Origin of the sequence: Rhodococcus sp. NPDC058505 (assembly GCF_042720095.1) — a bacterium.
In the GTDB taxonomy this organism is placed as follows: domain Bacteria; phylum Actinomycetota; class Actinomycetes; order Mycobacteriales; family Mycobacteriaceae; genus Rhodococcus_G.
Genome location: NZ_JBHXNB010000021.1, coordinates 46,163 through 72,603, shown reverse-complemented (window position 1 = coordinate 72,603; position 26,441 = coordinate 46,163). Strand labels below are relative to the sequence as shown.

Genomic DNA, 26,441 nt, shown 5'->3' with positions numbered 1-26,441 from the left:
GCCGCCGCCGTCGGGCGCCGGGCGGCCGCCGTTCTGGCCGCCGCGGCGCTGCCCGCCGCCCTGCCCGCCGCCGCGACGACCGCCGCCCTGCCCGCTCGGCTGCGTCGCCGGCGTCGGGGCGGGCACCACGTGCGGTGCGATCTCGCCGACCAGGTCGACGACCGCGGGGGAGGCCGCGGTCACCTGCTGCGGGGTGACGGTGATCTTGGCCTTGCGCATCAGCAGCGCGAGATCCTTGCGCTGCTCGGGAAGGACGACGGTGACCACGTCACCGGCGCTGCCCGCGCGGGCGGTGCGGCCCGACCGGTGCAGGTATGCCTTGTGCTCGGCGGGCGGGTCGACGTGGACGACGAGCGCGACCTCGTCGACGTGCACACCGCGGGCGGCGACGTCGGTGGCCACCAGCACGCGCGCCTCACCCGACGAGAACGCGGCCAGGTTCCGGTCGCGGGCGTTCTGCGAGAGGTTGCCGTGCAGGTCGACCGACGGGATGCCGGACTCGGTGAGCTGCTTGGCCAGCTTCCGTGCCTGATGCTTGGTGCGCATGAACAGGATTCGGCGGCCGGTCCCGGAGGCGAGCTTGTGCACCAGGTCCTTCTTCTCGGCGGTCCCCGCGACGTCGAACACGTGATGGGTCATCGCGGCGACGGGGGAGTTGGCCTCGTCCACCGAGTGCAGCACCTGGTTGTGCAGGAACTTCTTGACCAGGATGTCGACGCCGTTGTCGAGGGTGGCGGAGAACAGCAGCCGCTGCCCGGAGTCCGGGGTGGCCTTGAGGATTCGCGTGACACCGGGCAGGAATCCGAGGTCGGCCATGTGGTCGGCCTCGTCGAGGACGGTGATCGCGATCGCGTCGAGGGACACCAGACCCTGCTTCATCAGGTCCTCGAGACGCCCGGGGCAGGCGACGACGATGTCGACCCCGGCGTCGAGCGCCTTCACCTGACGGTGCTGGGAGATGCCGCCGAAGATCGTGGTCACCCGCAGGCCCGCGGCGTCGGCCATCGGCTGCAGGGTCGCGGTGATCTGGGTGGCGAGTTCGCGGGTCGGGGCGAGCACGAGACCGCGGGGGGTGCGGGGCCTGCGCTTGGCGGCCAGGTCGCCGGAGAGCCGCGTCACCATCGGGATGGAGAAGGCGAGGGTCTTTCCGCTGCCGGTCTTTCCGCGGCCGAGGACGTCACGTCCGGCGAGGGTGTCGGGCAGGGTGTCGACCTGGATCGGGAACGGGGCGGTGATTCCACCGTCGGCGAGCGCCGTCACGAGGGGAGCGGGCACGCCGAGTTCGGCGAAGGACGCGGTCATGTGTCGAGTGCCTTTCGGGCATCGGGTTGCGCTGCGCAGCACGGGAACCCGCGGGTTCACGCGCCTCATCAGCACAAGTCTGGCGAGATTGCCGGTGGGCAAAATCGATCGCCGTAAGAAGAGTTCGTGCTTGGCACGTGAAAACCGTTCCACGACGGCTGGCGCAGTGGGACCCGCGCCATGTGGGTGCCAGCATAGCCGACCCGTCGGGTGCCGGGCCGTTGCCTGGGTCACACCATGGGTGGTGCGCTCTCCCTCGGCGTCACAGCCCAACCCATTCGGTGACACCGCCGTCGAAGTGCTGACGCTTCCAGATCGGCACCTCCGCCTTGATCCGCTCCACCAGCAACGCGCACGCCGCGAACGCCTCGGCGCGATGCGGCGCCGCGACCGCCGCGACGAGGGCCAGATCGCCGACGGCCAGCGGGCCGACCCGGTGCACGGCGGCGACGGGGAGCCCGGACTCCGCCGACACCTGCTCACAGCAGCGGCGCAGGAACGTCTCCGCGTCCGGGTGCGCCGAGTACTCGAGCGCGGAAACGGACTGTCCCTCATCGTGATTGCGAACGACGCCGCTGAACAGCACCACCGCACCGTGTTCGGGTCCGGCGACGGCGGCGTCCACCGCCGCCGCGTCCAGCGGTCGGTCCGAAATCGCGGCCAACAGCTCACGCATCGTGCATCCCCTCACCGGCCACCTGCGCCAGCAGATGGTCGAGAATCGGCTCCAGTACTGCCATGCCATCTCGCACCCCGCCGGTGGAGCCGGGCAGGTTTACCACCACGGTCCGGCCGGCGAGCCCGACCAGGCCGCGGCTCAGCGACGCGAACGTGGTCTGCTCGGCGCCCTTGCGCCGCAGCGACTCCGCGACGCCGAGCAGCTCGCGGTCGAGGACGGCCGCGGTGGCCTCGGGCGTGCGGTCCGTCGGTGAGACCCCGGTGCCGCCGGTGCTCACCACCAGGGCGGGGTGACCGGTGAGGGCGTCGGCGAGGCCCGCGTCGATGTCCGCGTCCGCGTACACCAGCGGCCCGCGCACCGCGAAACCGAGACCGTCCAGCCAGGCCGCCAGCGCCGGGCCGGTGGTGTCCGCCCTGCTCCCCGCCGCGCCGGCGGTGGACGCCACCAGCACGACCGCGGATCGGGGCCCCGCATCGGCGACCCCGGCCGCAGGCGACCGGCCCGCGGCGTCCTCGCGTGCCCAGTTGCCGCGCTTGCCACCCGATTTCGTCAGCAGCCGCACCCCGTCGAGGACCGCGGCCGGATCCACGGCCTTGACCATGTCGTGCAGCGTCAACCCGGCCACCGCGACCGCGGTCAGCGCCTCCATCTCCACGCCGGTCTGCCCGGTGGTCTTCGCGCGGGCCTCGATGGTGATCGAGGTGTCGGTGAACCCGAACTCGACCTTCACCGACGACAGCGCGATCTGGTGGCACAGCGGGATCAGCTCGGATGTCCGCTTCGCCCCGGCGATCCCGGCGATCCGGGCGGTGGCCAGCACGTCGGCCTTCGGCAGGTCGTCGGCGCGCACCAACGCGATCACCTCGGCGGTGGTGCGCAGTTCGCCCGCCGCGACCGCGACCCGGGCGGTGACGGCCTTCGCCCCGACATCGACCATCCGGGCCCGCCCCTCGCCGTCGAGGTGTGTCAGGTCGCCGCTCACAGGTCCCACACCCGCACGTCGTCTCCCGCCTGCATCGTCGTCACGTCCTCCGGAATGTCGAGAAGTACCTCCGCCCTGGCCAGCGCCGCCACCAGGTGGGATCCGGGTCCCGATTCCAGTGTCACCCCGCCGGGGACCCGGCGGCCCCGCAGGAACTGCCGCTTCCCCGGCGGCGACTGCACCGGAGCGGTGAGTGTCGCACGACCGGTGGCCCGGGCCGCGAGCCCGGCCGCGCGACGCAGTTCGGCGCGGGCGAACACCTCGAACGAGACCAGGCTGCTGACCGGGTTCCCGGGGAAGCTGAGCACCGGAACCCCGTCGACGACGGTCAGGCCCTGCGGTCCGCCCGGCTGCATCGCCACATGCCCGAACCACCCACCGAGCGGGGTCAGCACCTCCCGGACCACCTCGAAGTCGCCCATCGACACGCCACCCGAGGTGAGCACCACGTCGGCGGTCGCCACCGCCCGCGTCAGCAGGTCCCCGAACTCGGCAGGGGTGTCCGAACTGCGCCCCACCAGGACCGGGTCGCCGCCGTTGGCGGTGACGCACGCGGCAAGGCCGGTCGAGTTCGACTCGTAGATCTGGCCGGGCCGCAGCGTCGTGCCTGCGGGCACCAGTTCGGCGCCGGTCGCGATCACCGCGACCCGCGGCCGCCGCAGCACCGGCACCCGGGCGAGACCGACCGCCGCGAACATCGCCAGCTGCCGGGCGGTCAGCCGCGCGCCGGCCCGCAGCAGCGTCTCGCCGGCACGGACGTCGCTGCCCGCCTCGCGCACGAAGTCACCCGGCCGCCGGGACGCGAGGATGCGCACCCCGGTGCCGTCCGGCGCGGTGTCCTCGACCGGGATCACGCAGTCGGCGCCCGGTGGCACCGGTGCGCCGGTCATGATCTTCACGGCCGTCCCGGCGGCGAGGTGGCGGGGTCCGGCGTCACCGGCGGCGACGGTGCCGACCACCGGCAGCGTCACCGGCGGGTGCGGGACGTCCGCCGCGGCGACCGCGTAGCCGTCCATCTGCGAGTTCCGGAACACCGGCAGGTCGATCTCCGCGGACACGTCGCCGGCGAGGACCCGGCCGAGCGCGTCGCGGACCGGAACCTCCTCGGCGCGGGGCGTCAGCGCTGCGGCAAGCGCCGCCCGGATCGCCTGCGCGTGCTCGTCGACGGATCTGCTGGTCATGACCCTCCCTGTGGCGTGAACGCCGATTCTAGGCGGCGGGCACTCACACGCCGGACCGCGTGCCCGTGGTGGCGTGGCAACGCGGACGACACACGTTTGCGGTCATACTCGAATGATGACGAAGGTGGTGAGCTGATGACCGCAACGCTGCGCCCCGTGTCGATCGGATTGCCGCGCGTGCGCGCGACCACCGATGCGCGGGACCGGCCGGACTCCCCGGAGCTGGTGGACCGCTTCGGCCGCGTCGCCCGTGACCTGCGGGTGTCCATCACCGAGAAGTGTTCGCTGCGGTGCACCTACTGCATGCCGGCGGAGGGGCTGCCCTCGATTCCGCGGCAGCGGCTGCTGTCCGCCGACGAGATCGTCCGGCTGGTGGGGATCGCGGTGCGGGATCTCGGTGTCCGCGAGGTGCGCTTCACCGGCGGCGAACCGCTGATGCGCCGCGACCTCGAGGAGACCATCGGGGGCTGCGCCGCCGCGGTTCCCGGCATTCCGCTGTCGATGACCACCAACGCCGTCGGTCTCGAGCACCGGGCGCGGGGGCTGGTGGACGCCGGGCTGACCCGGGTCAACATTTCCCTCGACACGGTCGACCGCGCCCACTTCGCGGAGCTGACCCGGCGGGACCGGCTGCCGTCCGTGCTCGCCGGGATCCGCGCCGCGGCCCGCGCAGGCCTGGCACCGGTGAAGGTCAACGCGGTGCTGATGCCCGAAACCCTGGTGGGTGCGGCGGATCTGCTGCAGTGGTGCCTGGACGCCGGGGTGCACCTGCGGTTCATCGAGGAGATGCCCCTCGACGCGGATCAGGCCTGGGATCGGGACGCGATGGTCGACGCGCAGCGGCTGCTTGAGGTGCTCGGGGAGCGTTTCGAGCTGGCCGCGGTCGGCAGGGACGATCCGGCCGCGCCCGCCGAGGAGTGGCTGGTCGGCGGCGGCCCCGCGACCGTCGGGATCATCGCCTCGGTCACCCGCAACTTCTGCGCGGACTGCGACCGGACCCGGCTCACGGCGGAGGGAACGGTGCGGTCCTGCCTGTTCAGTGACGCCGAGACCGACCTGCGTGCGGCGCTGCGGTCCGGGGCGACCGACACCGAACTCGCCGACCTGTGGCGGGGCGCGATGTGGACCAAGTGGGCCGGGCACGGCATCGACTCGGCTGGCTTCGCGCCGCCGCAACGCAGCATGGGAGCGATCGGTGGCTGAGACGATGGTGACGGTGCGCTACTTCGCGGCCGCGGCGGAGGCCGCGCGGTGCGGGGCGGAGCAGGTGCCGTTGGCGGCGGGCGGCACGCTCGGCGATCTGCGGTCCGCGCTCGCCGACCGGCACGGCGCGGCGATGGAACGGGTGCTGCGGGTCGCCGCGTTCCTACAGAACGACGAACTCACCCGCGACCTCGACGCGCCCGCCGCGGCGCGGGTGGACGTGCTGCCCCCGTTCGCGGGCGGCTGACCGGCGTCACCGCCACCAGTCGTCGAGCGGGGACACCGGGACGGTGCGCTTGTGCCGGGTGCCCAGGTACATGCCCTCCAGCTTCTCCGCGACCGCGGCGGTGACGTCGCGGCCCTCCAGGTAGTCGTCGATCTCGCTGTAGCGCAGGCCCAATGCCTCCTCGTCGGGCAGCGCGGGACGGTCGTCCTCGAGATCCGCGGTCGGCACCTTGCGCCAACTGCTGTCCGGCGCACCGAGATGCTGGAGCAGGGCCGCACCCTGACGCTTGGACAGCCCGGTGAGCGGGGTGACGTCGACGCCGCCGTCGCCGTACTTGGTGAAGAACCCGGTGATCGCCTCCGCCGCATGATCGGTGCCGACCACGAGATGGCCGAGTTCGCCCGCGATCGCGTACTGGATGACCATCCGCTCCCTGGCCTTGACGTTGCCGCGGACGAAGTCCCGCAGCGCGCCGTCGTGCCCGAGCACCTCGGCGAGCCCGGCGGCGCTCTCCGCTGCCGCCGCGTCCGCGCTCGGTTTGATGTTGACGGTGATCGACCGGTCCGGCTCGATGAACGTCAGCGCGACCTGCGCGTCGTGCTCATCGGCCTGCACCCCGTACGGCAGTCGGGCGGCAACGAATTCGGCGCCCCGACCCTCGGCCCGGAGTTCCTCGGCGGCGAGCTGGCACAGCCGCCCGGCGAGGGTGCTGTCCTGTCCGCCGCTGATGCCGAGCACGAAGCCCTTCGCCGGGGTGGACCGCAGGTACGTCTTGAGGAAGTCGATCCGGTCCCGGATCTCGGCGGCGGGGTCGATCGTCGGCTTCGCGCCGAGTTCCTGCAGGATTCGAGCACGCAGTGTGGCCATGCGGTGACTCTAGCGAGGGGCCCGGCGCCGCGCGCAGACTACTGTTTTCGGCGTGACCCATGTCATTCGCGAACACCCGCTCCCCGTCCTCGTCGTCTCCGCCACGCTCGCCGAGGCCGCGCACGTGCCGCCGCGGTTCGAGGTGCTCGTCACCGGGATCGGGAAGGTCGACGCGGCGATCGCGGTCACCGAGGCGTTGGCCGCGCACCCGGACGGTGCCCGACCGACGGTGGTCAACATCGGCACCGCGGGCGCGTTGCGCGGCCATGACGCCGCCTGCGCGTCGAGCGGGTTGTATGTGCCGTCCGAGGTGCTCAACCACGACCTCAGCGCCGACGTGCTGCGCACCCTGGGTTACCCGGCGCAGGACCGGATTTCGCTCGAGGGCGGCGACGGGTCGGTGCTCGCCACCGGCGACGTGTTCGTGTCCGACCCGGTGCTGCGCGAGGACCTGTCCCGCCGCGCCGACCTGGTCGACATGGAGGGATTCGCGGTGGCCGCGTCCTGCGCCAGGATGGGTGTGCGGTGCCGGTTGGTCAAGCACGTCAGCGACCACGCCGACGAGTCCGCGATGGACTGGCCCGCGCAGGTCGACGCCAGTGCCCGGATCCTCGGGTCCTGGCTCGACACCAACTACTGATCCCGCGGCACCGGCCGGTCAGCGCGCGCGCAGGCCGAGCCCGGTGCCGTTGTCGTTCATCAGGCGCATCCGGTCGGCGTCAATCGTCACCGTGGTGGCGCCGTCGAGTGCGGACAGGACCGCGCGTTCGACCTCCGCGACGTCCGGCGGGCACATCTTCCTTGTGGTGGCGAGCGGACCGAACGTGACGCTGTCGTCGGCGACCTGCGCGGTGCCGGTGAAGGTGTTGCATCCGGTCGAGCCGGTGACCGCGCCGTCGTCCCCGATCTGCAGGGACGGTGCCGACTCCTCGATCGCGCGGGACGCGGTGACCGCGGTCGGGCTGATCGTGGAGTCGACCACCCACGTCGTGCCCGTCAACGGGCGGTCCGGTTGGGCGACCTTCTTGTCGAGGAGGGTGACGTCCGCGGCGCCGGTGCGCAGGTGCAGGGTGTCGCCGTCGAGGCTCCACTGCGGGTTCGCGGTGAAGAACTCGGTCAGCCACGCGTCGGATTCGCCGACGTCCCCGACGCAGGCCATCATCGTGGTCGCCAGTGCGCCCGCGGTGATCGTGCCGCCGGAGAAGTCGGCGGTGCCGGTGGCCCGGTTGCAGCCCGCGGTTGCCGCCAGCCGGTCCGGTTCGACGAACTCGACCGTGAGCGGCCCGCCGCCGGGGATTGGGGTGCCGTCGACGGTGGTCGAGACGAAGGTGCGGCCGAGCAGATCGGCCTGCGGGGACTCCGGCGACGCCGTGCTGGAGTCGGAGCACGCCGCGAGGGCGGCGGTCAGGGCGATGAGGCCTGCGAGTCGGAGAGTGCGCATGACGTGCAGGGTAGTGACCGGCGCGGCCGATTCGGATCAGGCCGATGTCACCCGGCGTGCCAGGTCCTCCCAAGCGTCGGCGACGCGGTCGATCGGCATCCCCAGATCGCGGACCTGGTGCAGGACCAGGGACGCCTCGAGGGGGGCGAGCAGGCTGTGCGCGAGGATCGGCAGGTCGCCCGGGGTGCCGGTGCCCCGGAGCAGGGTGACCACGTGGGTCAGCGCGACGTTGCGGGCGGGCCCGCCGAACCGCAGTTCCGGCGAGCTCTCCACCGCGCGCAGCACGTCGCCCTGCACCCCGACCATCGACAGCCGGGCCCGGCCGTAGGCGATCAGCCGGTCGAGCGGGTCCGCGCCGGGCCCGAGCGGTGGGGGGCCGGCGAGGAAGGCGTGCTGGAGTTCGCTCTCGGTGTGGTCGAGGAGGGCGTGCATCAGGCCGGACCGGCTGCCGAATCGACGGAAGACTGTGCCCTTCCCCACACCGGCCCGCGCGGCGACGGCGTCCATCGTGACCGCGTCGACGCCCCGCTCGGCCACCAGCAGCGCCGCCGCATCCAGCAACAATGCGCGGTTGCGGGCGGCGTCGCAGCGTTCGGCCTCGTGGGTCTCGGCCATCGGGATCGGGGTGGACTGCACGCCGTGATGCTACCCGCCGGGGAATACAACCGGACCGCGGTCCGGTTAAGCTGGTCGTGCTGGATCGAGCCAGCCCAACGAACCTCGTAAGGAAGCCCGTATGTCTCAGACCCGTGTCCTCGTCCTCGTCGGAAGCCTGCGCGCGGGCTCCGTCAACCGCCAGCTCGCCGAGACCGCGGTCTCGGGCGCCCCCGCAGGCGCCGAGGTCACGATCTACGAGGGGCTCGGCGAGCTGCCGTTCTACAACGAGGACATCGACGGCGACGCCGCACCCGCCGCCGCGCAGGCGCTGCGCTCGGCCGCCGGTGAGGCCGACGCCCTGCTGCTCGTCACCCCCGAGTACAACGGCACCATTCCGGCCGTGCTGAAGAACGCCATCGACTGGATTTCCCGCCCGTTCGGCGCCGGTGCGGTCAAGGACAAGCCGGTCGCCGTGATCAGCGCGTCGCCGTCCCCGAACGCCGCCGTCTGGGCGCACGAGGACACCCGCAAGGCGGTCCGGATCGCCGGCGGCACCGTCGTCGAGGACGTCTCCATCTCCATCGGTGGCACGTTCGACAAGTTCGGTGACAAGCACCCGAGCGAGAACGCCGAGGTTGCCGCCGACGTCGCCGCCGTCGTCGCCGGCCTGGTCGCCGCTGCTGGCGAGCTGGTCAGCGCCTGACCCGAAGCCGGTCTACCGGGCCCGGAGGGTGCGTCACGCACCGTCCGGGCCCGGACGCGTTCGGGACGTGTTCGTTCCCGGGACGGTCAGGTCGACAGGCCGGTGACGAACGCGGTGATGTTGTCGCGCACCCGCGCCACCTTCTCCTCGTCGGTGAGGCTCTCCCGGTAGCGGTTCCCGGCGGCGGGGCGGCGCTTGTTGCGGGCGTACAGCGAGCACGCGAGGTCGGTGCACATGTAGATGCCGACCGTGTTGCCGCGTCGCCCCGCGTCACCCGCCTTCGTCGCGGTCATCAGCGACACACCGCCGCCGGTGTGGGTGGTCTTGCAGATCGCGCACATCTGCGCCTTGCCCGTTCCGCCGGTCGCGTACCGGAACGCCACCCCGGCCAGGTCGTCGCCGAGGGGGACGACGATGTAGCAGCGGCCGCGCAACGTCGGATCGCTCCAGCCGAGGAAGTCGAGGTCCTGCCAGGGGCGGTCGGCGAGGTCCCTCGGGACGGACAGGCGCTTGGCGTCACCCTTGGAGCAGTTGACGAACGAGGCCCGGATGTCGGCCTCGGTGACGGGGAGCATGGCGCGATCGGTCCTTCGATAGACGGCACGGCGGTCACCTCGACGGTACGGACACCGCGGTCGGTGCGGCAACGGCTTTTGCCGCTGGCCCTCACTGCACGGTGACCGGCATGATCTCGGTGCGGGCCACGACACGGTCTCGTTCGGCGGCGAGCGCGAGCCTGCGGTCGTCGGCCATGTACCCGTCCATCGCGGACTGGCTCGCGAACGTGAACAGCTGAATCTCGAGCGGCTGCCCGCCGGAACCGTCGGTGCGGGCGCGTTGCAGCACCCGGCCGCCGTGCTCGGTGACGAGTTCGAGCACCCGATCCTCGTAGGCGACGAGGCCGTCCTCCTCGCCGGGACGGGCCCACAGCAGCACACACAGGGAGATGGTCACGGCCGCAGCATAACCGGGCTCACGCGCTGGCCTTAACGTATCGGCGCCTCCGCGACGACGACGATCGCGTCGAGCCGGGGGGAGTGCACCACCCGGGCGACGAGACCGGCCCGCGTGCAGGCATCGGCCGTCCACCGCGCCTGCCGCCGACTGGTTTCGACCAGCAGGTGACCGCCGGGCGCCAGCCACCCCGGTGCCGCCGCCGCGACCCGGCGATGGACGTCGACGCCGTCGGGTCCGCCGTCGAGCGCGGTGCGCGGTTCGTGCAGGCGCGCCTCCGCGGGCATCGTCGCGATCGCGTCGGACGGCACGTACGGGGCGTTCACGACCACGACGTCGACCCGGCCGCGCAGCTCCGCGGGCAGCGGGTCGTACAGGTCGCCGCAGTGCACCGGCGTGGCGGGCAGGTTGCGGCGGGCGCAGGCGACCGCGACCGGATCGATGTCGCTGGCGTGCAGCACGACCGCCGAGGTGGACAGCAGCGCCGCACCGACCGCCCCCGACCCGCAGCACAGGTCCAGCACCGACGCCCCGGCCCGCGGCAGCAGCCCGGTCGCCTGCTCGACGAGGAATTCGGTGCGCCGGCGGGGGACGAAGACGCCCGGCGCGACGGCGACCCGCAGGCCGCAGAACTCGGCCCACCCGAGGATCTGTTCGAGCGGGCGCCCGGTCACCCGCTGCCGAACCAGCCCGGCGAGGTGCGCGCCGTCCCGCGCCGCCCCGAGCAGCAGGCGGGCCTCCTCCTCGGCGAACACGCACCCGGCCCGGCGGAGCACGGCTTCGACGCCGCTCGGGTCGGTGGGCGGGTCAGGCTCGGGGGGCTGCGTGGACGTGGGTGGACCTCACTGCCTGTCGATACGGAGACGCGCGGACCCGACCATCGTCGCCGACCGGCGCGCCGCGCGCAGGCGAACTCGGTGGCCGCGCGTCCCGGGTCCGCTACTCGCGGGTGCCGATCGCGGCGACCGGGTCGGCGCGCATCGCGGTCCGGGTCGGGACCGCGATCGCGACCAGCCCCAGCAGCACCGTGCCCGCAATGAGCAGCCCGTAGACGGTGGGCGACACGGTGGGGATCGGGCGCCCCGACACCGCGACCGCGACCCCGGCGAGCGGCGGCGCCGCGATCACCGTGCCGAGGACCGCCGCCACCGTCACGACGATCACCGATTCGGTGCGCATCATCGCCCGCACCTGCCGGGTGCTGGCCCCGACCAGGCGGAGCAGCGCGAACTCGCGGCCGCGTTCGGCGGTGGCCAGCACGAGCGTGTTCACGACGGCCACCGCGAGGTAGCCGAGCAGCACGGCCAGCACCACCAGGTTCACGCCGGACTGCATGCGCCGCTGCTCCTGCCCGGCGGCCGCGAACTCGCCGCGGTCGGCGACGGCGACGCCACCGAGCGCGGTGATCGCGGTGCGCGCCTCGTCGACGCGGCCGGGATGCGCGGACACCAGCAGCATGTCGGTCAGGCCGGAGGTGGTGTGCGCGCGCACCGACGCCACGGGCAGGGTCACGTCGCCGAAGCCGAGGCCGCGCCCATACGTCGCGACCACCTCCGGGGTGACGAGGGTGCCGTCGCCGAGCCGCAGCGCGACGGTGCCGCCGATGCGGGCGCTCATCGCGAACGCCGCGTCGGTGGACAGCGCGACGGTGCCGTCCCGCAGCCGTCCCAGGTCGCCGCCGCGGACATCGAGGTCGAGGGTGGACGCGGTCGTTGCCGGGTCGATGCCCTGGACCGGGTACGTCTGCGTGGTCGGGTTCTCCCCGCCGGTGCTGAACAGGGCGGTGCTGCGGGCGATCGGATTCACCTGACGGACAGCGTCGTTCGCTGTGATGCCGTCGATCAGCGTCGGGGACAGCCCGGCCGGTCCGGTGACGACGAGGTCCGCGGTGATGCCGCTGCGGGACTGGTCGTCGGCGGCCGCGGACACGGTGTCCTGCGTGAACAGTTGGACGCCGCCGATCGCGATCGCCAACGCCAGCGGGGTGATCGCGGACGCCAGCCGCCGGGACCGGGTGCCCGCGTTCGCGGCGGCGAGCACCCGCGCCGGGGACCCGCTGCGGCGCAGCGGCCCGCCGAACCAGCGGACCGCGCCGCGGACGAGAACCGGGCCCAGCAGCGCCACCGCGATCACCAGCAGCATCGCCGACCCGCCGGCACCGGCGAGCGCCGCCGGACCCGGCAGCACCATCGGCAACAGCGACGTCGCGATACCGCCGACGCCGAACACGACCCCGGTGACGAGCCGACCCCAGCCGAGGGATGCCTGTTCGACCGCGGATTCCCGCAGCGCCTCGGTGGGATCGAGGCGGGCCGGACGGCGGGCCGCGACCGCGCCCGCGATCCGAGCCGTCACGAGCGCGAGGACGGCGCCGACGACGGCGGGGATCGGACCCGCCGCGAGCGCGAAGTCCGTCGGCAGCACCCCCGCGTCGACGAACTGGAGGCGCAGGAGTCGGGCGAGCGCGTAGCCGGGTGCGGTACCGAGCAGTGCGGCGACGCCCGCGACGAGCAGCACCTCGGTGCCGACCAGCCGGTGCACCTGGCCCGGTGTTGCGCCCGTCGCCCGCAGCAGCGCGAACTCGCGGCGGCGCTGCTGGATCGACAGCGACAGGGTGCTCGACACCACGAACATCGCGATGAGGATCGCCACGCCCGCGAACGCCGCGGACAGCGCCATCAGCTTGCTGCGGGCGGCACCGGCATCGAGGAATTCGACGTCGCCGCGGCCGTCACCGGTGTGGGTGGTCACGTCGAGGCCCGGCAGCGCGTCTCGTGCGCGTGCCGCGAGCGAGTCGGCGTCCACCCCGTCGTCGCCGAGCAGACCGACCGCGGCAACCCGGTCCCCGTGCGGCCACAGGTCACCGATCCGGGCGTCGGACAGGAACACCGTCGCCGGCCGGTCGGCGGGCTCGGGCCGGGGGGCCGACACGACCCCGACGACGGTGTACTCGTCGCCGATACCGCCGTGCCGCAACGTGATCCGGTCACCGACCGTGCCGCCCCCGGTCACCACGACCTCGTCGGACGCCGCGGGGGCGCGGCCGTCGGCGAGCGTGTACGGCGCCAGCACCGTCGACGACCACGGGTGCGCGCCCCGCAGGGCACCGTCGTCGGTGGCCAGCGGCACCGCGCGGTCGGCGACCGCCGCCCGCACCCCCGGCATCCGGGACAGGTCGTCAACCACGGAGTCGGGGAGCAGTGCGCGTTCGACGAACGGTTCGTCGACACCCTCACGCACGTCCAGGGCCTGCGGCGCGCCGACGACGACGTCGGCCCCCGCATACCGGTGCGGGGTGACGCCGCCGCGGATCCCGGACTCGAACAGCACCGCCAGCCCGCAGGTGAGGGCCGCCGCGCAGAACACGGCGACGAACACGGCCGCGAAACTGCCCCGGCGCTGCCGCACGTTCGCGAGCGCCAGCCGCGGCAGACGGGAGCGACGCATGCTCACCACTCCCCGAGATGGGTCATATGGTCGGCGACCGCCGCGGCGCTCGGTGCATCCATCCGTCCGACGAGACGACCGTCGGCGAGGAACAGCACCCGGTCGGCGTGTGCGGCGGCCACCGGATCGTGGGTGACCATGACGATCGTCTGACCGAGGTCGGTGGTGGTGCGGCGCAGCAGGTCCAGCACCTGGCGTCCGGTGCGGGAATCGAGCGCGCCGGTCGGCTCGTCGGCGAACACCGCGTGCGGCCGCGTGATCAACGCCCGCGCGATCGCAACCCGCTGCTGCTGGCCACCGGACATCTCGGCGGGCCGTCGGCGGCGCTTGTCGGCCAGGCCGACCGCGTCCAGCACGTGGTCGAGGTGCGCGCGGTCCGCGCGGCGGCCAGCCAGCAGCAGCGGCAGCGTCACGTTCTGTTCGACGGTGAGTGCGGCCATGAGGTTGTACGCCTGGAACACGAACCCGATGTGGTCGCGTCGGAAGATCGTGCGGGCCTTGGGTTTCAGGGCGCTGATCTCGGTGTCGCCGAGCCACACCGACCCGCGGGTGGGCCGGTCGAGTCCGGCGGCGCAGTGCAGGAACGTGCTCTTGCCCGAGCCCGACGGACCCATGATCGCGGTGAAACTGCCCGGGGCGAGGGACAGGCTGACGGCGTCGAGCGCGGTGACCTGCGTGCGCCCAGAACCGTGCGTTCTGCTCACGTCGGCGAGCCGGACCGCCGACTGCGGGGGACTCTGCACCGGGGGCAGGGGAGAGGTGAAGGAGGTCATGGCGACAACGCTAGGAATCGGCGACGCCGCAGAACATCCCGTGCGGTACCCGATCGATGGTGTAGTCCGCTGTACCGACATCCGGTCTCGGGTGCGGCATGCTGGAGCGATGGTGTTCGGTGATCGGCTCGCGGTGCGGTGGCGTGCCCTGCGCTTCCTCGCGGTCGAGGCGGCGGCCGCCGTCGTGTCCCTGTGCGTGCTGACGGCGGGACTCGTGGTGGCCGGGATGCTGATCCTGATCGTGGGCTGGCTGGCCGTGCCGTCGTACCTGCGGGTGCTGCGCCGCTGGGCCGGACTGGCCCGCGGCCGAGTCGGCTGGTTCACCGGTAGGCCTGTCCCGCAGCGGTATCCGCCGATCCCCGACGACCCGGGATTCGCCGACGTGCTCCGGCTGCTCGTGGCCCCGGCCACCCGACGCGACGCGTCGTGGGTGGCGATCCACGGGTTCGTCGCGCTCGTCGCCGGGGTGATCGCGATCGGGCTGCCACTCGGGATGCTCAACTCGTTCGCGATCCCCTTCTACTGGCAGCTGATGCCGCTCGACGAACCGGTGGTGAGCGTGTTCCCGGTGACGTCGTGGTGGCGGGCCGCGGCGATGCCACTGGTGGGGGTCGGGTACGCGATGCTGGCGTGGTGGGGGATCCCGGCGCTCGCCGGCGGTGTCGCGGGGCTGGCCCGGGCACTTCTCGTCCCGGGGAGGGAAACCGAACTGTCCGAACGTGTCTCGGCGCTGACGGTGAGCCGGGCCGCGGCACTCGACGCGCACGCGGCGGAGTTGCGGCGCATCGAACGCGACCTGCACGACGGCGCCCAGAACAGGCTCGTCGCCGTCGTGATGATGCTCGGGCTGGCGGAACGCTCGCTGCGGGTGGCCCCCGATCAGGCGCTGCCGCAACTGCTGCGGGCGCAGGACGCCGCCTCGGATGCACTGTCGGAGCTGCGGACCCTCGTACACGACATCTACCCGCCGGTGCTCGACGAACTGGGCCTCGGCGGGGCCGTCTCCGCGCTCGCCGGCCGCAGCAGCGTGCCGTGCATCCTCGACACCGGCGAGCTGCGGCGCGCACCGGCCGCGGTGGAGGCGGCCGCCTACTTCGTCGTCGCGGAGGCCCTCACCAACGTCGCGAAACACAGTGGTGCCGAACAGGTGCGGGTCACCCTGTCCACGCGTGACGACGAGCGGGGCGCGACACTCGTCATCGACGTCCGCGACGACGGAGTGGGCGGCGCGACCGAGGCGCCGGGCGGCGGAGTGGCCGGCATCGGGCGCCGCGTGGCAGCGTTCGAGGGGACGACGACACTGGACAGCCCGCTCGGCGGGCCGACGAGACTCGAGGTGGAACTGCCGTGCGGATTCTGATCGCGGAGGACGACGCGCTGCTGCGGGAGGGCCTGGTCCTGCTGCTCGGCAGTGTCGGGGTCGAGGTGACCGCCGCCGTCGACGACGCCGAGAAGTTCCTCGCCACGTTCGAGGCCGACCCGCCGGACGGCGCGGTGCTCGACGTGCGGATGCCGCCGACGTTCACCAACGAGGGACTCAAGGCCGCGATCGAGGCGCGCCGGCGGCGCCCCGGATTCCCGGTGCTGGTGCTGTCCGCATACGTCGAGGACCGGTACGCGGGGGAGTTGCTCTCCGGCGGGGCGTCCGGGGTCGGCTACCTGCTCAAGGAGCGGGTCGGCAGGGTGGAGGAGTTCGTCGACGCCCTGCACCGGGTGGTCGGCGGCGGCACCGTGATGGATCCCGAGGTGATCTCCCAGCTGATGAGCCGGCGCCGCGCCGACGACCCGATCCGCACCCTCACCCCACGCGAATCCGAGGTGCTCGGCCTCATGGCGGAGGGGCTCGGCAACACCGACATCGCCCGCAGACTCGTGGTGAGCGACACCGCGGTGAGCAAGCACATCGGCAACATCTTCGCCAAGCTCGGGCTGTCGGCATCGGACAGCGGGCACCGTCGGGTGCTCGCGGTCCTCGCGCACCTGCGGTCCTGATCCGGCGCCCCAGGGCTATAACTGTGTACATGGCACGATCAGCAGCACGACCCACCCCCGAGGACGTCCCGCCGTCGATGGCGAACTCGGCGCTGCTCCGTGACCTCCCCGCCACCGAGCGGGGGCTGCGCACCCGGTCCGCGCTCATCGCCGCCGCCCGCACCGTGTTCGAACAGTCCGGCTACCTGGACACGCGGCTGATCGACATCACCACGGCAGCCAAGTGCTCGGCGGGCACCTTCTACACCTACTTCGCCAGCAAGGAGGAGATCTTCGCCGCCGTCCTCGAGCTCGCGCAGGAGGACATGATGCATCCCGGCATGCCGCACGTGGACGCCGACGGCGATCCGGCCGCGATCATCGAGGCGAGCAACCGGGCGTACTTCGAGGCGTACCGCCGCAACGCGAAGCTGATGGGCCTGCTGGAGCAGGTCGCCAGCGTCGACCCCGAGTTCCGGATGCTGCGGCAGCGCAGGGCGGACGCCTTCGTGCGGCGCAACGCCCGCAGCATCGAGGCGCTGCAGAAGCGCGGGCTCGCCGACGCGGACCTCGATCCGCTGCTGTCCTCGCGCGCCCTCTCCGGCATGATCAGCCGACTCGCGTTCGGGTACTTCGTCACCGGCGATGCCGCGGAGGAGGACGGCATCGACCTCGACGCCCTCACCCGCACCGCGACCCGGCTCTGGGTGAACGCGCTGCGCATCACCGCCTGACCTGGCGCCCCCAGGCGTTGAATGGGGGTTCATGTGTCATTCGCTGGCCGCGATTGGTCACTGAAGCCCCATTCAACGGTTGGTGGCAGGACTGCAGTGAACCTTGAACTTGACGCCGGATTCAACTATATAGTTGGGGCGAGGCGGCATCGGCAGGAGAGCGGGGTCGGCAGTGAAGGTTGCAGGCAAGGTCGCCGTCGTCACCGGGGGCGGAGGCGGCATCGGCGGCGCGCTCGCGAGGGCCCTGGTCGACGCGGGCGCGCGGGTCGTTGTCGCGGACCTGGTCGGGCCCGCGGCGCGGGACGTCGCGGACACGATCAACGCCGCGCATCCCGCCGCCGCGGTCGCCGCGGTCGCCGCGGCCGCCGACGTGTCGGACACCGACGCGATCCGCGGCCTGATCGCCCTGGCGGAGAGAGAATTCGGGCCCGTCGACCTGTACTTCGCCAACGCTGGCATCACCGGGGCGCCCGGCCTCGACGCCGACGACGGCGCCTGGGACCTGGCCCTCGACGTCAATCTCCGGGCCCATATTCGGGCCGCACGACTGCTGGTTCCGGGCTGGGTCGAGCGCGGCGACGGCTACTTCGTCAGCACCGCGTCGGCCGCGGGACTGCTCACCCAGATCGGCGGCGCCACCTACGCGGTCACCAAACACGCCGCCATCGGGTTCGCCGAGTGGCTCAGCGTTACCTACGGCGACCGGGGTGTGAAGGTCAGCTGCCTGTGCCCCCAGGGGGTGAACACCCGACTGCTGTTCCCTGAGGAGGACGCCGGCGGGCTCAGTGCGGCGGCGGCGCAGGCCGTCACCTCGGCGGGCACGGTCCTCGAGCCTGCCCAGGTCGCCGCCGACACCCTCGCCGCGATCGACGAGGAGCGGTTCCTGATCCTGCCGCACCCGCAGGTGCTGGACATGTTCCGGCACAAGGGTGCCGACTACGACCGGTGGCTGCGCGGGATGCGCCGCTACCAGGCGTCCCTGCTCGACCGGGGCTGACCTCGCCCGTCCCTCCCATCCGTCAGGAGTTCGCATGTCCCTGTTCGATATCTCGGAACGCGCCACGCAGCTGCAGGAGGACCTGCAGGCCTTCATGGACTCGCACGTGTACCCGGCCGAGTCCGTGTACGAGGAGCAGATGCGCGCCTCCGGCGACCCGCACTTCCAGCCGCCGATCCTCGAGGACCTCAAGGTCGAGGCCAAGAGGCGGGGACTGTGGAATCTCTTCCATCCGCATCCCGGGACCGGGGCTGGCCTGACCAACCTCGAGTACGCGCCGCTCGCCGAGATCATGGGCCGCAGCCATCTCGCTTCCGAGGCCTGCAACTGCAACGCGCCCGACACCGGAAACATGGAGGTACTCGAACTCTTCGGCACCGAGGAGCATCGGGAGAAGTACCTGAAGCCGCTGCTCGACGGCACGATGGCCTCCGCCTTCGCGATGACCGAGCCGCGGGTCGCCAGCTCCGACGCGACCAACGTCGAGCTGTCGATGGTCCGGGACGGTGACGACTATGTCCTCAACGGCCGAAAGTGGTTCGCGTCCAACGCCCTGCACCGCAACTGCAAGGTGATGATCGTGATGGGCAAGACCGATCCGACCGCGCCGACGCATCGGCAGCAGACGATGATGGTTGTCCCGATCGACGCGCCCGGTGTCACCGTGCTGCGCGGGCTGCCCGTCTTCGGCTACCAGGACCGGGAGGGGCACGCCGAGATCGACTTCACCGACGTGCGGGTCCCCGCTACGGACGTGCTCAAGGGGGAGGGGGAGGGCTTCGCGATCAGCCAGGCCCGGCTCGGGCCCGGCCGCATTCACCACTGCATGCGCGCGATCGGGATGGCCGAGCGGGCACTTGAGCTGATGTGCAGGCGCGCCCAGTCCCGGGTCACGTTCGGCAGGCCGGTCGCCGACAACGCGAACATTCAGGACTGGATCGCGGAGGCGCGCATCGACATTGAGATGATCCGGCTGCTCACCCTCAAGGCCGCGTACCTGATGGACACGGTCGGCAACAAGCAGGCGCAGACGGAGATCGCCGCGATCAAGGTGGCCGCGCCCACCATCGCACTGACGATCGTGGACCGCGCGATCCAGGTGCACGGCGGCGCTGGCGTCACCGACGACTTCCCCCTTGCGATGGCGTACGCGCACCTGCGCACCCTCCGCCTCGCCGACGGACCGGACGAGGTGCACAAGCGGGCCCTCGCCCGCCGCGAACTCCGCCGGTACCGCGACCTGCGACCGGAAGGGCACTGAGAACCATGACGAGCACGGACTTGACCGGGCGGACCGCGATTGTCACCGGTGCTTCCCGCGGCATCGGTCTTGCTGCCGCGCAGGCACTCGCCGCCGCGGGCGCCAACGTGGTTCTCACTTCCCGCAAGCAGGAGGCCGCGGACGAGGCCGCGGCGTCGATTACCAGCAGCGCCGGAGGCGGTGCGCATGTCACCGGTAACGCGATCGGGGTCGGCGCGCACGCGGTGGAGGAGGACCAGGCCCGTCGCTGCATCGCGCTGACACTCGAACGATTCGGCAGCATCGACATTCTCGTCAACAACGCGGGAACCAACCCGGCGTTCGGTCCGCTGATCGCCCAGGATCACGGCCGGTTCGCGAAGACGATGGACGTGAACCTGTGGGCGCCGCTGCTGTGGACCGGCATCGCCACCGAGGCGTGGATGGGGGAGCACGGCGGATCGGTGATCAACACCGCGTCCATCGGCGGGCTCGGTCACGAACCGGGCATCGGCCTGTACAACGTGTCCAAGGCAGCGCTGATCTATCTGACCAAGCAACTGGCACTGGAACTCTCACCGATGGTGCGAGTGAACTCGGTTGCCCCCGGCGTGGTGCGCACCAGGCTCGCCGAGGCGCTGTGGAAGGAACACGAGGCGCAGGTCGCTGCCTCGACCGCGCTGGCCCGCATCGGCGAACCGGGCGACATCGCCGCGGCGATCGCGTTCCTCGCGTCCGACGCCGCCTCCTGGATCACCGGCGAGACCATGGTGATCGACGGCGGCCAGCGGCTCGGTGACGCACTCCCGTACCGGAACGGAGCGCCGTTCGGCAGCTGATCGCGCGCCGGACGCGGACCTGACCAGGGGCACCCGGGGACTCCTGTGCGAATGTGTGTCGCACAGCACCCGACGTCGAAGGAGTCGCCCGTGGCCCAGCTCCCCCTCCCCGGAGCCGATCGGCGTGCGCGATGACCACGACCCGGGTGGAGGAGCCGCCCCGGCAGGCGCCGACGCTGCTGCTGCCGGCGTTGTGCCTGATCGTGATGACCATTTCGGTGCTGCAGACCGTGGTCGTGCCGATCGTGGGCCGCATCGGAATCCAGTTGGGCGAGGATCGATCCGCGGTCGGCTGGGTGCTCACCGCGAACCTCCTCGCCGCGGCGGTCGCCACCCCGATCCTCGGCCGCCTCGCCGACCTGCGCGGCAAACGCCCGGTGCTGATCGGTGTGCTCGTCGCGGTGCTGTGCGGGTCCCTGATCGCGGCGGTGGCAGCGACGCTGCCGTGGTTGGTCCTCGGCCGGGTGCTGCAGGGCGCGTCGTTCGCGCTGTTCCCGATCGGCATCGCGGTGCTGCGCGACGAGCTGCCTACCGACCGACTGGTCGGCGGGATGGGCCTGCTGTCCGGCACTCTCGGCGTCGGCGGCGCCGCGGGGATGGTGGTTACCGGACTGCTCGTCCACGACGACAGCGACTATCGGCGGGTGTTCTGGCTCGCGTCCGCGGTCGGCGCCGTCGCACTGGCCGCGGCCGTGGTCGCGGTCCCGCCCCGGGCACGGGCTGCGGCGGGCACCCTCGACTGGACCGGCGCGGTGCTGCTCGCGGTGGGGTTGATCCTGGTCCTGCTCGCGCTGTCCGAGGGCGGCGACTGGGGCTGGCGGTCCCCGCCGACCGTCGGCTGCGCGGCGGCCGGAATCGCCGTCCTGGCAGGGTGGTTCGCGTTCGAGCGCCGCGCAGCTGAGCCGCTGGTGTCGCCGCGAATGCTGACCCACCGACCGGTGTTGGTCGCGAACATCACCGCGATGCTCGTCGGCGCCGCGATGTTCGTCGCGTTCCTCGCCTGCTCCGTTCTCGTCCAGACGCCGCCCGAGGCCGCCGGATACGGGTTCGGCGCAACGATCTTCGAGACCGGGGTGGTGTACCTGCTCCCCGGCGCCGTCGCCGGCGTCATCGCATCGACCGCCAGCGGTCGATTGCTGCACCGCTTCGGTGCCCGCGCGGTGATGATCACCTCCTGCGCCGTCGGGGTTGGTGGTTTCGTGCTGATTGCGGTGTCCCACGACCTGACCGTGTCGGTGATCGTCGCGATGGTCGCGGTGCAGGTCTTCATCAGCCTCGCCTATGCGGCGCTGCCCGCGATGCTGGTCGCGGAGGTGAGCCGGGCCGAGACCGGGGTCGCGAACAGCGTCAACTCGATCTGCCGCACGGTCGGCAGTTCACTCTCGAGCGCGCTGGTGTCGACCCTGCTCGCGACCCTGACCGTCGCCGGCACCGTCCTGCCGAGGGAGGGCGCGTTCGTGATCGCGTTCGGTGTCGGTGCTGGCGCGGCGGCACTCGCGTTGGTGCTCACCGTGGTCGCGTCCGGCCCGCTCGCACGGACGTCGACCCGGCGGGAGGGGGCCGAGGTGCGAGAGGGGTTGGCGACCGCGTAGTGACAGCGGTCGTGCACGATCGTGCATCGGGGCGGGACGTGAACGGAATCGCAACTCGGCGGCAAGCCGGGCGGGCGGTGGCATGGGAAGGAAGCGGCGCGCGTGGATCCGGATCCGATCGACGAACTCGAATCCGAGTTGGTGGACATGTGGCGGCGCGGCGGGGTCAGCGCCCGCGCGCGGGCCACCGCCGTCGACCCGAAGCTGGACGCGGCCTGCTATCCGCTGCTGATGCTGCTGACTCGCCGGGCCGACGCGGTCCCGATGGCAACGCTGATAGAGGTGCTCGGGGTGGGGAAGTCGACGCTGAGCAGGCAGGTGGACGCCGTGACCCGGCTCGGGCTTGCGCGCAGGATCTCGGACCCGTCCGATGCGCGGGCGCGCCTGGTCGAACTGACACCCGAGGGTCGGGTGCGGCTGGTGGCGCACCGGGACGAGCACATCGCGGTGTGGCGGCGGAAGCTGGCGAGGTGGGACCCGGACGACCTGCGGGCGCTGTCGGCGCTGTTGCGCAGGCTCGGCGACGAGGTGGGGTGAGCGCCACGCCACATTAGTTGCTGGATGCAATCAACTGGGTATATGGTTGCAACCATCAACTAATGGAGGGTGAGATGGTCAGTCCGGAATCCGCGTCGAATCTGATCGAGTCGCTGCGTTCTCTGGTCCGGCACGCGCGCGCGGTCGCGGCGCGGGGTACCCATCCCGGGATGCTGCCGCCACCCCTCGGCGCACTGCTCTCGCACATCGCCTGCGCGCAGGGGCATCGCCCGAGCGCGATGGCCGAGGACCTGCGGGTGACGCAGTCCGCGCTCAGCAGGCAGGTCGCGCACGCCGAGTCGCTCGGCTACGTCGTGCGCACCCCGGACCCGCTCGACGGCCGCGCCAGCCTGCTCTCGCTGTCGGAGGCGGGGACGGAGGCGCTCCGGGTGCATCGGGAGGTGCAGCTCGAGTGGGCGATGTCCGCGCTCGCCGACTGGACCGAGGACGAGGTGCAGGATCTCACCGCGCGCCTCGAACGATTGCTCGGCACGGCCGGGGCCAGGCCCCGTCAGGCATCCGCCACCCACTGACCTTGTCACCATCACCCCCGCGGCCGACGGTTCGTCGGCCGCTCGTCCATTCCGGCGCCCATCGCGTGCGGATCCAGTCCCCACAGGAGTGAGCATGAGTTCGTCGCAATCCCCGGACAGTCCGCCAGCCACCGGCGCCGACATCGACGGCATGACCCACAAACAGAAGGTCGAGGCCCTCGTCGGGCTGCTGCTCGGCATGTTCGTCGCGTTCCTCTCGTCGACGATCGTCTCCAACGCATTGCCCACAATCATCACCGAACTCAAGGGCACCCAGGACCAGTACACCTGGGTGGTCACCGCGACCCTCCTCGCGTCGACCGCGACCACGCCGATCTGGGGCAAGTTCGCCGACCTCGTCAGCAAGAAGCTCCTGGTCCAGCTGTCGCTGGTGGTGTTCACCCTCGGCTCCGTGCTCTCCGGCCTCGCGACCAGCGTCCCGATGCTGATCGGGTTCCGCGTCATCCAGGGCCTCGGCCTCGGCGGCCTGCAGGCGCTCGGCATGATCGTCATCGCCGCGATGTTCAGCCCCCGCGAACGCGGCCGCTACCAGGGACCGATGGCCGCGGTGATGTCCGTCGCCACCGTCGCGGGGCCGCTCCTCGGCGGCGTCATCGTCGACACCAGCTGGCTCGGCTGGCGCTGGTGCTTCTTCGTCGGCGCCCCGCTGGCCGTCATCGCCCTCGTCGTCATCGGCCGCACGCTGAACCTGCCCGTCGTCAAGCGGGACGTGAAGATCGACTACGTCGGCGCCACCCTGATCGCCGCCGGCGTGAGCGTGCTGCTGATCTGGGTGACCCTCGCGGGCAAGAACTTCGCGTGGGCCTCCGCCACCTCCTACGAGCTCGTCGCGGTCGGCGTGGTGCTGCTCGGCCTGGCGATCTTCGCCGAGACCCGGGCCAAGGACCCCGTCGTTCCGCTGCGCCTGTTCAAGGACCGGACGATGACCCTCGCCACCCTCGGCAGCATCGCCGTCGGTGTCGCGATGTTCGGTGGCGCGGTGTTCCTCGGCCAGTACTTCCAGATCGCGCGCGGCTACTCGCCGACCGCGGCGGGCCTGCTCACGCTGCCGATGGTGATCGGGTCGATGATCTCGGCAACCGTGTCCGGTCAGCTCATCACCAAGTACGGCAAGTGGAAGCGCTTCCTGATCGTCGGCGCGCTCGGCATGTCCGCGGGCTTCCTGCTGCTCGGCACCACCGACCACAGCACGAACATGGCGCTCGTCGGGGTGTACCTGTTCATCCTCGGTGCGGGCATGGGCATGACCATGCAGAACCTGGTGCTGCCGGTGCAGAACAACGTCGCACCGACCGACCTGGGGTCGGCGACCGCGACGGTGGCCTTCTTCCGGTCGCTCGGCGGCGCGGCGGGCGTGTCCGTGCTCGGTGCGGTGCTGTCCACCCACGTGGCCGACCTGATCACCAAGGGCCTGATCGCGGGCGGCGTCGACATGAGCCAGGCGGGCGGATCCGGCGCGGGCCTGTCCAACCTGAACGACCTGCCCGCACCGATCGCCGAGATCGTCCGCGCCGCCTACGGGGACGCCACCGCCCGAATCTTCCTGATCTCCGGCATCCTCGCGCTGCTGAGCCTGGTCGCGATCGCCTTCCTCAAGGAGGTCGCGCTCAAGACCCACAGCGGCATCGAGCAGCTGGCGGCCGAGCGGGCAGCGCAGGGCGCGGCCGACACCGTGTCGATCGGTGGCGCCGACCCCGAGCTGATCTCGGAGATCGACGAGCTCGAGGACCGGGCCGAGTACGACTCCGGACCCGGACGGAACGCCACGCGCTGACCGCGTCCCGGTGACAGTGTGGGATGCCTCCCGGATGCCGGGAGGCATCCCACACTGTTCCTCTCTGGCTAGGTTGGTCCCATGACGCCGACCCAGGCCCGTACCCGTCGCCGCGTGCTCGGGTGGACGGCCGCCGCCGTCACCGCGCTCGCCGTTCTCGTCGCGGGCGTGCTGTTGACGGTCCCGAGCCGCTACCTGCCCTGGGACACCACCGCGTTCCCCGACATCGACCGCGCCGCGCTGTCCGCGGAGCAGGCCCGGGTCGTCGACCTCCTCGCCGCCGAACACGACGCGCAGCGACCCGGCACCTTCTACGCCGAGGGGGTGACCGAACCGTGGTGCGCTGACTTCGTCAGCTGGATCATGCGGGAGGCCGGGATGCCGCTGTCGAACCCGAACTCCGGGCACTGGCGCATCCCCGGCGTCTACACGCTGCAGGAGTACTACGAGTCGCAGGGCCGGTTCGAGGCCGCCGAGGCTGGCTACCGTCCGGTGGTCGGCGACGTCGTGCTGTACGACAACACCAGCTGGGTGGGTCAGCACACGAACATCGTGGTCGCGGTGGACGGCGGCACCGCGACCACCGTCGGCGGCAACGAGATGGGCCGGATTCGCGTGCACCGCATCGACTGGGCGTCCGACTCCGCCGTCGTCGGGTTCGGACGGCTCGGCGCCTGAACCGGCTCGGCGCTGGGGTTCCGCTACAGGCCGGCCCGGTCGAGGGCGTCGTCGATCGCGTCCCGGACCTCCTCGAGGCTCCGCCCGGACGTCAGCTCGCGGGCGGTCAGCTCCTCCATCTGCGCCTCGACCTTGGCGTAGCGCGCCAGCCACCGCTCCCTGTCCGCCTGCCAGTAGCCCATCACGTGATACCGCTCCGGCGCCCAGCCGAGGGTTCGGCGCAGATACCCGCGGACCGTGCGGGAGGCGCCCGTCTCGCCCGCCGCCCACACATAGTCCGGCCGATGCGCGGCGACGAGGTCGGGCAGCGCCCCAGGCAGCGCGCTCGGGGTCGCCCCGTTACCGGTTCCGTGCAGCCACGTCATGCTCAGGTCCGCGGCACTGTCCCAGGTCTGCTCGTCGGCGGCGTCGGGGACCTCGGCGGCGACGTGCACCGCGACCCCGGCCGAAACGGACTCGACGATCCGGCCCGCGGCGGGCAGCGCCGACAGGTCCGCGAGGACGAGCAGTCGCCGGGCGGCCACCGGTGGGCGGTACCAGCCCTTGGGCCGGGACACCCGGACGGCGGCGCCGGGGACCGCGGTCCGCGCCCACTCGGCAGCGGGGCCGCCCGCGTGCACGGCGAAGTCGACATCGAGCATCCGGGCGCCGGGGTGCCACGCCCGGACGGTGTAGCTGCGATTGTGCCGGCGGTCATCGGCCGCGTCCTCGAAGTCGATCAGCACCCGCTCGTCGGGGTCGCCGCTCGAGGTGAACCCCGCGAGTTCGGGACCGGTGAACCGGAGTCGCCGCAGGCTGGGGGACAGGGTCGCCGCTGCGGCGACGCTGGCGCGGAATCGGGGTTCGTCGTCGGCGGGCACGCACCAACAGTAGGGGTGTTGCTGCGCGATGCCGCACACCCGCTGGTTGGCGGGGCGTGAACGAAGGAAAGTGTGATGGGCGACACGCCGGTGCGACCTGCGGCGCGTCGCCCTCGGCGTCGCGCGACCTGGGAATTTCACGATTGTGGTTCACAACATCTCGCGCTGTGTGGATATGTCGGCCACTAGGTGTAGTGTCTAGAACACCGAGAGGGCAGTGCCGGAACGGTCGAGAAACAGGGCCGACAAGGCTGAGAAACAGGGCCGACGGACTGCTCGGTAGGTGAGATCGACGTCACATGACAACGTC

28 protein-coding genes are annotated in these 26,441 nt (G+C 72.0%); 15 read left to right on the top strand and 13 right to left on the bottom strand.

Translation table 11 applies throughout. The features are described from left to right. The 4 genes from ACFWPA_RS15790 to glp form a co-directional block, all read right to left on the bottom strand. On the bottom strand, positions 1-1,302 hold a 1,302-nt coding region (locus tag ACFWPA_RS15790), incomplete at its 3' end, for a DEAD/DEAH box helicase (protein ID WP_378570885.1). Positions 1,303-1,564: 262 nt separating this feature from the next. After that, the gene (locus tag ACFWPA_RS15785; protein WP_378508438.1) at positions 1,565-1,978 is read right to left on the bottom strand and encodes a molybdenum cofactor biosynthesis protein MoaE; all 414 of its coding nucleotides are present in this window, start codon (positions 1,976-1,978) and stop codon (positions 1,565-1,567) included. Further along, the gene (gene moaCB, locus ACFWPA_RS15780) at positions 1,971-2,963 is read right to left on the bottom strand and encodes a bifunctional molybdenum cofactor biosynthesis protein MoaC/MoaB (RefSeq protein WP_378570883.1); all 993 of its coding nucleotides are present in this window, start codon (positions 2,961-2,963) and stop codon (positions 1,971-1,973) included. The genes ACFWPA_RS15785 and moaCB overlap by 8 nt, the downstream gene beginning before the upstream one ends. Continuing rightward, entirely contained in the window at positions 2,960-4,144 is a 1,185-nt protein-coding gene (gene glp, locus ACFWPA_RS15775) for a gephyrin-like molybdotransferase Glp (protein ID WP_378508440.1), read from the bottom strand. Before glp ends, moaCB begins: the two co-directional genes overlap by 4 nt. 135 nt (positions 4,145-4,279) lie before the next feature. On the opposite strand from glp, the gene moaA reads away from it, so the two are divergent. Beyond that, a complete protein-coding gene (gene moaA / locus ACFWPA_RS15770; protein ID WP_378570880.1) occupies positions 4,280-5,347 on the top strand; it encodes a GTP 3',8-cyclase MoaA in 1,068 nt (355 codons plus the stop codon). Between the two features lie 4 nt (positions 5,348-5,351). Further along, a complete protein-coding gene (locus ACFWPA_RS15765) occupies positions 5,352-5,594 on the top strand; it encodes a MoaD/ThiS family protein (RefSeq protein WP_378508586.1) in 243 nt (80 codons plus the stop codon). Between the two features lie 6 nt (positions 5,595-5,600). On the opposite strand, the gene nadE is transcribed toward ACFWPA_RS15765, so the two are convergent. After that, positions 5,601-6,440: an ammonia-dependent NAD(+) synthetase gene (gene nadE, locus ACFWPA_RS15760; RefSeq protein ID WP_378570878.1), complete on the bottom strand. Its 840-nt coding sequence runs from the start codon at positions 6,438-6,440 to the stop codon at positions 5,601-5,603. A gap of 52 nt (positions 6,441-6,492) precedes the next feature. Between nadE and ACFWPA_RS15755 the strand changes: the two genes are divergently transcribed. Continuing rightward, on the top strand, positions 6,493-7,080 hold the full coding sequence (locus tag ACFWPA_RS15755) for a nucleosidase (RefSeq protein WP_378570876.1): 588 nt from the start codon (positions 6,493-6,495) through the stop codon (positions 7,078-7,080). A gap of 18 nt (positions 7,081-7,098) precedes the next feature. On the opposite strand, the gene ACFWPA_RS15750 is transcribed toward ACFWPA_RS15755, so the two are convergent. Next, on the bottom strand, positions 7,099-7,881 hold the full coding sequence (locus ACFWPA_RS15750) for an META domain-containing protein (protein ID WP_378508444.1): 783 nt from the start codon (positions 7,879-7,881) through the stop codon (positions 7,099-7,101). A gap of 36 nt (positions 7,882-7,917) precedes the next feature. Next, on the bottom strand, positions 7,918-8,496 hold the full coding sequence (locus tag ACFWPA_RS15745) for a TetR/AcrR family transcriptional regulator (RefSeq protein WP_378508587.1): 579 nt from the start codon (positions 8,494-8,496) through the stop codon (positions 7,918-7,920). Positions 8,497-8,617: 121 nt separating this feature from the next. Between ACFWPA_RS15745 and ACFWPA_RS15740 the strand changes: the two genes are divergently transcribed. After that, positions 8,618-9,181 carry an NADPH-dependent FMN reductase gene (locus tag ACFWPA_RS15740; RefSeq protein WP_378508445.1) on the top strand — a complete coding sequence of 188 codons (564 nt, stop codon included), beginning with the start codon at positions 8,618-8,620 and terminating at the stop codon, positions 9,179-9,181. Between the two features lie 86 nt (positions 9,182-9,267). Here ACFWPA_RS15740 and ACFWPA_RS15735 read toward each other — a convergent pair whose 3' ends face one another. The 5 genes from ACFWPA_RS15735 to ACFWPA_RS15715 all read right to left on the bottom strand — a co-directional run bounded on the left by ACFWPA_RS15735 (position 9,268) and on the right by ACFWPA_RS15715 (position 14,355). Then, positions 9,268-9,756 carry an FBP domain-containing protein gene (locus ACFWPA_RS15735; RefSeq protein ID WP_378508446.1) on the bottom strand — a complete coding sequence of 163 codons (489 nt, stop codon included), beginning with the start codon at positions 9,754-9,756 and terminating at the stop codon, positions 9,268-9,270. 91 nt (positions 9,757-9,847) lie between these two features. Beyond that, positions 9,848-10,135 (bottom strand): hypothetical protein, encoded by a 288-nt coding sequence (locus tag ACFWPA_RS15730; RefSeq protein ID WP_378508447.1) that lies wholly within the window; start codon positions 10,133-10,135, stop codon positions 9,848-9,850. Positions 10,136-10,167: 32 nt separating this feature from the next. Further along, complete coding sequence (locus ACFWPA_RS15725) at positions 10,168-10,911, bottom strand: putative protein N(5)-glutamine methyltransferase (protein WP_378570874.1); 744 nt, start codon at positions 10,909-10,911, stop codon at positions 10,168-10,170. Positions 10,912-11,074: 163 nt separating this feature from the next. Further along, positions 11,075-13,582 carry an ABC transporter permease gene (locus tag ACFWPA_RS15720; protein ID WP_378570872.1) on the bottom strand — a complete coding sequence of 836 codons (2,508 nt, stop codon included), beginning with the start codon at positions 13,580-13,582 and terminating at the stop codon, positions 11,075-11,077. A gap of 2 nt (positions 13,583-13,584) precedes the next feature. After that, positions 13,585-14,355, bottom strand: a complete 771-nt coding sequence (locus tag ACFWPA_RS15715; protein WP_378570870.1) for an ABC transporter ATP-binding protein — start codon at positions 14,353-14,355, stop codon at positions 13,585-13,587. Positions 14,356-14,464: 109 nt separating this feature from the next. Between ACFWPA_RS15715 and ACFWPA_RS15710 the strand changes: the two genes are divergently transcribed. The 11 genes from ACFWPA_RS15710 (at position 14,465) to ACFWPA_RS15660 (ending at position 25,271) form a co-directional block, all read left to right on the top strand. Beyond that, on the top strand, positions 14,465-15,715 hold the full coding sequence (locus ACFWPA_RS15710) for a sensor histidine kinase (RefSeq protein ID WP_378570868.1): 1,251 nt from the start codon (positions 14,465-14,467) through the stop codon (positions 15,713-15,715). Further along, entirely contained in the window at positions 15,703-16,347 is a 645-nt protein-coding gene (locus ACFWPA_RS15705; RefSeq protein WP_378570866.1) for a response regulator, read from the top strand. The genes ACFWPA_RS15710 and ACFWPA_RS15705 overlap by 13 nt, the downstream gene beginning before the upstream one ends. Positions 16,348-16,376: 29 nt before the next feature. Beyond that, complete coding sequence (locus tag ACFWPA_RS15700; protein WP_378570864.1) at positions 16,377-17,060, top strand: TetR/AcrR family transcriptional regulator; 684 nt, start codon at positions 16,377-16,379, stop codon at positions 17,058-17,060. A 172-nt stretch (positions 17,061-17,232) separates the two neighbouring features. After that, a complete protein-coding gene (locus tag ACFWPA_RS15695) occupies positions 17,233-18,057 on the top strand; it encodes an SDR family oxidoreductase (RefSeq protein WP_378570861.1) in 825 nt (274 codons plus the stop codon). A 34-nt stretch (positions 18,058-18,091) separates the two neighbouring features. Next, positions 18,092-19,318: an acyl-CoA dehydrogenase family protein gene (locus ACFWPA_RS15690; RefSeq protein WP_378570859.1), complete on the top strand. Its 1,227-nt coding sequence runs from the start codon at positions 18,092-18,094 to the stop codon at positions 19,316-19,318. 5 nt (positions 19,319-19,323) lie between these two features. After that, entirely contained in the window at positions 19,324-20,136 is an 813-nt protein-coding gene (locus ACFWPA_RS15685; RefSeq protein WP_378508460.1) for an SDR family oxidoreductase, read from the top strand. A gap of 131 nt (positions 20,137-20,267) precedes the next feature. Then, positions 20,268-21,728 (top strand): MFS transporter, encoded by a 1,461-nt coding sequence (locus ACFWPA_RS15680; protein ID WP_378508461.1) that lies wholly within the window; start codon positions 20,268-20,270, stop codon positions 21,726-21,728. Between the two features lie 102 nt (positions 21,729-21,830). Further along, positions 21,831-22,265 carry a MarR family winged helix-turn-helix transcriptional regulator gene (locus ACFWPA_RS15675; RefSeq protein WP_378508462.1) on the top strand — a complete coding sequence of 145 codons (435 nt, stop codon included), beginning with the start codon at positions 21,831-21,833 and terminating at the stop codon, positions 22,263-22,265. A 74-nt stretch (positions 22,266-22,339) separates the two neighbouring features. Further along, positions 22,340-22,798, top strand: coding sequence for a MarR family winged helix-turn-helix transcriptional regulator (locus tag ACFWPA_RS15670; protein ID WP_378508463.1), 459 nt, complete (start codon positions 22,340-22,342; stop codon positions 22,796-22,798). 94 nt (positions 22,799-22,892) lie between these two features. After that, on the top strand, positions 22,893-24,593 hold the full coding sequence (locus tag ACFWPA_RS15665) for an MDR family MFS transporter (protein ID WP_378508464.1): 1,701 nt from the start codon (positions 22,893-22,895) through the stop codon (positions 24,591-24,593). 81 nt (positions 24,594-24,674) lie between these two features. Beyond that, complete coding sequence (locus ACFWPA_RS15660; protein WP_378508465.1) at positions 24,675-25,271, top strand: CHAP domain-containing protein; 597 nt, start codon at positions 24,675-24,677, stop codon at positions 25,269-25,271. A gap of 23 nt (positions 25,272-25,294) precedes the next feature. On the opposite strand, the gene ACFWPA_RS15655 is transcribed toward ACFWPA_RS15660, so the two are convergent. After that, complete coding sequence (locus ACFWPA_RS15655; RefSeq protein ID WP_378508466.1) at positions 25,295-26,131, bottom strand: siderophore-interacting protein; 837 nt, start codon at positions 26,129-26,131, stop codon at positions 25,295-25,297. Positions 26,132-26,441 lie beyond the last annotated feature (310 nt).